The organism is Terrisporobacter muris, from assembly GCF_024621905.1.
GTDB lineage: Bacteria > Bacillota > Clostridia > Peptostreptococcales > Peptostreptococcaceae > Terrisporobacter > Terrisporobacter muris.
Genome location: NZ_JANKBY010000302.1, coordinates 1 through 4,480 on the forward strand (window position 1 = coordinate 1; position 4,480 = coordinate 4,480).

Genomic DNA, 4,480 nt, shown 5'->3' on the forward strand with positions numbered 1-4,480 from the left:
TTAAATATTACATAAAGGATATTTTTATAAATAGTATGTACTTTTAATTAAAAAGGTGTTATATTTATTATGATTGACAATGTAAAGTTAAATAGTCATTTTGAATATTAATTTAAGGAAAATTTTTAAATTTTTAAGGAGGATTGCTAATAATGAAAGTATTAGTATTAAACTGTGGTAGTTCTTCATTAAAATATCAATTAATAGATATGGAAAATGAAGCAGTATTATGTGTAGGATTAGTAGAAAGAATAGGTATAGAAGGTTCTATACTTAAGCAAGAAAAAGATGGTGTTGAAGGTAAATACATAGTTGAACAACCAATGAAAAACCATGAAGAAGCTATAAAATTAGTTTTAGATGCTGTGGTTGACCCAACTTACGGTGGTGTAAAAGACATTAAAGAAGTTGAAGCAGTAGGACACAGAGTTGTTCATGCAGGTGAAAAATTTGCAACTTCAGTTGTAATAACTGACGAAGTAGAAGCTGCATTAAAAGAATGTATAGACTTAGCTCCACTTCACAACCCAGCTAACATAATGGGAATAGATGCTTGTAAAGCTATACTTCCAGGAGTACCAATGGTAGGAGTATTTGATACTGCTTTCCATCAAACAATGCCTAAAAAATCTTACTTATATGGTTTACCACATGAGTTATACACTAAATACGGTGTAAGAAGATACGGATTCCACGGAACTTCTCACAAATATGTATCTCAAAGAGCTGCAGAAATGTTAGGAAAAGATATAAAAGATCTTAAAATAATAACTTGCCACTTAGGAAACGGAGCTTCTATAGCTGCTGTTGATGGTGGTAAATGTGTAGATACTTCTATGGGATTCACTCCATTAGAAGGTTTAATAATGGGAACTAGATGTGGAGATATAGATGCTGCTATATTACCATTCTTAATGAGAAAAGAAAACTTAAATGCAGACCAAATAGATGCAATGATGAATAAGCAATCAGGAGTATATGGAATGACTGGCATATCTTCTGACTTCAGAGATATAGAAGATGCAGCTCATAACGGAGACGAAAAAGCTCAAGTTGCTTTAGATGCTTATGCTCAAAGAGTTAAAAAATATATAGGATCTTATGCTGCTGAAATGAACGGTGTAGATGCTGTTGTATTTACTGCTGGTGTTGGTGAAAACGGAATAGACATGAGAGAGATGATAGCTTCAAACATGGAATTCTTAGGAATGAAATTAGATAAAGAAGCTAATAAAGTTAGAGGTAAAGAAAGAGTAATATCTACAGAAGATTCTGCAGTTAAAATATTATTAATACCAACTAACGAAGAATTAATGATAGCTAGAGATACTGTAGCTTTAGTTAAATAATTAAAAAATTTATTTATTAAAATATTTTTATTGTGAATAATATATTTAAAGTTTTAAGGTAGGCTTAGACCTACCTTAAAATGATTTTAATAACTTATTTTAAGTTTATTTACAAATAAAGTATCAAAACCTTATTTTTAACTATCAAGTAAAAATACTTGACAAACATTGACTAGATTTGTATAATGAATTTGGTAATATAACGAGGTGAAAGTATGATAATTAGTCTAGACAAGTTAAATAGAAAAGAAACTGATAAAATAGACTTGAATTTTTCGCAAAAAATTGATACTATTAATTATTGTGAGAACACATATAAAATAGCTTCACCGTTAAACCTTATAGGTAAAATATCTAGAACTAACAAAGGATATTATTTAGATGCTAATATAAGTTTCGAAATGGTAGATAATTGTGCTAGATGTTTAGATGAAGTTAAAGTACCAATAGAATATGCTATAGAAGGTTTCTTAGTGAAAGAAGATTTTGACGAAGATGAGTTTGAAGATTATGATGCTTTTATTATTGACGGTGATGAGGTAGATTTACTTGACATAATAGGACAGACATTGATTTTTAACTTACCAGTACAATCTCTTTGTGGGGAAGACTGTGAAGGGCTTTGTCAAAACTGTGGAGCTAACCTAAATAGGGAAACTTGTGCATGTAGCCAAATTGCCAATGACGAGGATGATATAGATCCACGTTTTGCTAAATTAAAAGATTTATTTAAAAATGACTAAGGAGGTGGCTTAAATGGCAGTACCTAAGCGTAAAACAGCTAAATCAAAAACTAAAATGAGAAGAGCGGCTAACTCAAAAATGACAGCAACAGGATTCGTAGAGTGTCCACAATGTCATGAACCAAAATTACCACATAGAGTTTGTCCAGATTGTGGACATTACAAAGGTAAAGAAATAGTATCTGAATAATGATATTTTTAAAAACATGTAGAGTAATCTACATGTTTTTTTGTTAAAATATAAAAATAAATAAGAGTTGAAAAGATGAAATCATTACTGTAAAATACTAATAATATTTTGTAGTTATATATAAATTTATACATAAATATGCAAGGAGGTAATTATGAGAATAGTAGTAGATGGAATGGGTGGAGATAATGCTCCTAAAGCTATAGTAAGTGGAGTTGTTGAAGCTATAAAAGAATACAATGTGGAAATATTAATCACAGGAGATAAAGATATACTTGAAAAAGAATTTTCAGCATATGAATTCGATAGAAGTAAACTAGAAATAGTACATACCACAGAAATCATACAAAATGAAGACAAACCAGTTCAAGCAATAAGAAGAAAAAAAGATTCATCTATGGTTGTAGGTTTAAACTTAGTAAAAGAAAAGAAAGCTGATGCCATTGTATCAGCAGGTAGTACAGGAGCTTTACTTACGGGGGCTACTTTAGTAGTTGGAAGAATAAAAGGAATAGATAGACCTTGTCTTTGTCCTTGTATGCCCAATATAAAAGGAAGTATGACTATAATAGCAGATAGTGGTGCTAATGCAGATTGTAAGCCTAGAAACTTAAGCGAGTTTGCTGTGATGGCAAATATATATCTTAAAAAAGTTTTAAACATGGAAAATCCAAGAATAGGTCTTGCTAATATAGGGTCAGAAGAAGGAAAAGGAAATGAGTTAGTAAAAGCTGCTTATGAAGAATTAAAGAACATGGATTTAAACTTTATAGGAAACGTAGAAGGTAGAGATGTTATAGAATCTAAGGCTGATGTAATAGTTTGTGATGGTTTCACAGGCAACATAATGCTAAAAACTTGTGAAGGTGTGGCAATGGGAATGATGAAGCTTATGAAGGAAACTTTAATGAGTAGCACAAAAGGCAAACTAGGAGCTTTATTAATAAAAGAAGACATGAGAAAATTAAAAGCATTCCTAGATTACTCTGAATACGGTGGAGCTCCATTCTTAGGAGTGAAAGGTGGAGTAATAAAAGCTCACGGAAGTTCAGATTCAAAAGCTATAAAAAATGCCATAAATCAAGCCATAAGCTTTGTGAATGGCAATGTAGTAGAAGATATAGAATCATATTTACTAGAAAAAAAAGAAGCTGAAAAAGCTAAAGAAAATAAAGAAGAAAACTAATAAAAAACCTTCCATTTAATTTGGAAGGTTTTTTATTATAAAATTGTTCTTAATCTTCTTTTATGAAAACAAATTTTTGACTCGTTGATAAACTATGAGAAAATTTATAATTATCAAAGGTGAAGTTTTTTAAATCTTCAGGATTATTTATTTTATTTTTAACTATATATTTTATCATTTGTCCTCTAGCCATTTTAGCTAACGTTGCTAAAGTTTTTAATTTTCCATTTTTATGAACTTTAAAATCTATATCGATAAATATGTCGTCTTCTCTTAAAAATCTCCTTACGACCTTTGCATATTCTTCAGAAGCTAAATTAACAATGACTTTATCTTCACCATATAATTTATTATATATTTTATCATTCCAAAATTTATAAAGATTTTTATCGTTAACCTTTATAGGATATTGCATCTCTAACCTATAAGGTAAAACTTCATCTAAAGGGTTTACTATACCATAAAATGCATCTAAGATTTTCACCTTATTATTAGCAAATTCAAAATCTTCTTTAGTAAAATCTTCGGCTTTTATATTTTTAAAAACTAAACCATCATAAGCTAAAAGACCACATACGCCTTCTTCTCTGAAGTTAAAATCCTGAAAATATGCATAGGATTGAAATGCTATTTTTTCATTAACTTTCATTAAGGATTGAATATCGTATGGGCTTAAGGATTTTAATACTTGTATTATTTCCTTTGTTTCCTCTGTGAAATATCTATTTGTTCCTAAAGTTTTAGGATTTATATTATTAATTTTAATATTTCTCATGTTTTTGGCAGGTGAAATAATTGATATCAAACTTTTTACCTCCTAATAATTTGAATTTAATTTGAGTTTTTATATTAATTTATTCACGATTATATCATAAATAAGGAGAAGAAAATCATTTTAAATATAAAATAAATTAATTTATCATATAGCTGTTTTCCATATTATGAAAAAACTGCAGGTGAAATAATATGAGGAAAAGGACTGATGTAAACTATTACTTTTTTATATTGTAAA

Annotated in this window: 5 protein-coding genes; 4 read left to right on the forward strand and 1 reads right to left on the reverse strand. The window is 29.1% G+C overall.

Features of this window, described 5'->3' with window-relative positions; genetic code table 11:
• Positions 1-152: 152 nt before the first annotated feature.
• From NSA58_RS16545 to plsX, 4 genes are all read left to right on the forward strand, one after another.
• Positions 153-1,349, forward strand: a complete 1,197-nt coding sequence (locus NSA58_RS16545; protein ID WP_039679656.1) for an acetate/propionate family kinase — start codon at positions 153-155, stop codon at positions 1,347-1,349.
• 215 nt (positions 1,350-1,564) lie between these two features.
• Complete coding sequence (locus NSA58_RS16550; protein WP_039679655.1) at positions 1,565-2,092, forward strand: YceD family protein; 528 nt, start codon at positions 1,565-1,567, stop codon at positions 2,090-2,092.
• Between the two features lie 13 nt (positions 2,093-2,105).
• Complete coding sequence (rpmF, locus tag NSA58_RS16555) at positions 2,106-2,282, forward strand: 50S ribosomal protein L32 (protein ID WP_018589781.1); 177 nt, start codon at positions 2,106-2,108, stop codon at positions 2,280-2,282.
• A 154-nt stretch (positions 2,283-2,436) separates the two neighbouring features.
• Positions 2,437-3,468, forward strand: a complete 1,032-nt coding sequence (gene plsX, locus NSA58_RS16560) for a phosphate acyltransferase PlsX (protein WP_039679654.1) — start codon at positions 2,437-2,439, stop codon at positions 3,466-3,468.
• A 49-nt stretch (positions 3,469-3,517) separates the two neighbouring features.
• Here the strand turns inward: plsX and yaaA are convergent, their stop codons facing one another.
• Positions 3,518-4,273, reverse strand: a complete 756-nt coding sequence (yaaA, locus tag NSA58_RS16565) for a peroxide stress protein YaaA (protein ID WP_052232974.1) — start codon at positions 4,271-4,273, stop codon at positions 3,518-3,520.
• Positions 4,274-4,480 lie beyond the last annotated feature (207 nt).

What these genes read in the sequence shown, in the direction of transcription:
- NSA58_RS16545 (WP_039679656.1), top strand. Translation starts at nt 153, where the DNA reads ATGAAAGTATTAGTATTAAACTGTGGTAGTTCTTCATTAAAATATCAA.
- NSA58_RS16550 (WP_039679655.1), top strand. Translation starts at nt 1,565, where the DNA reads ATGATAATTAGTCTAGACAAGTTAAATAGAAAAGAAACTGATAAAATA.
- rpmF (WP_018589781.1), top strand. Translation starts at nt 2,106, where the DNA reads ATGGCAGTACCTAAGCGTAAAACAGCTAAATCAAAAACTAAAATGAGA.
- plsX (WP_039679654.1), top strand. Translation starts at nt 2,437, where the DNA reads ATGAGAATAGTAGTAGATGGAATGGGTGGAGATAATGCTCCTAAAGCT.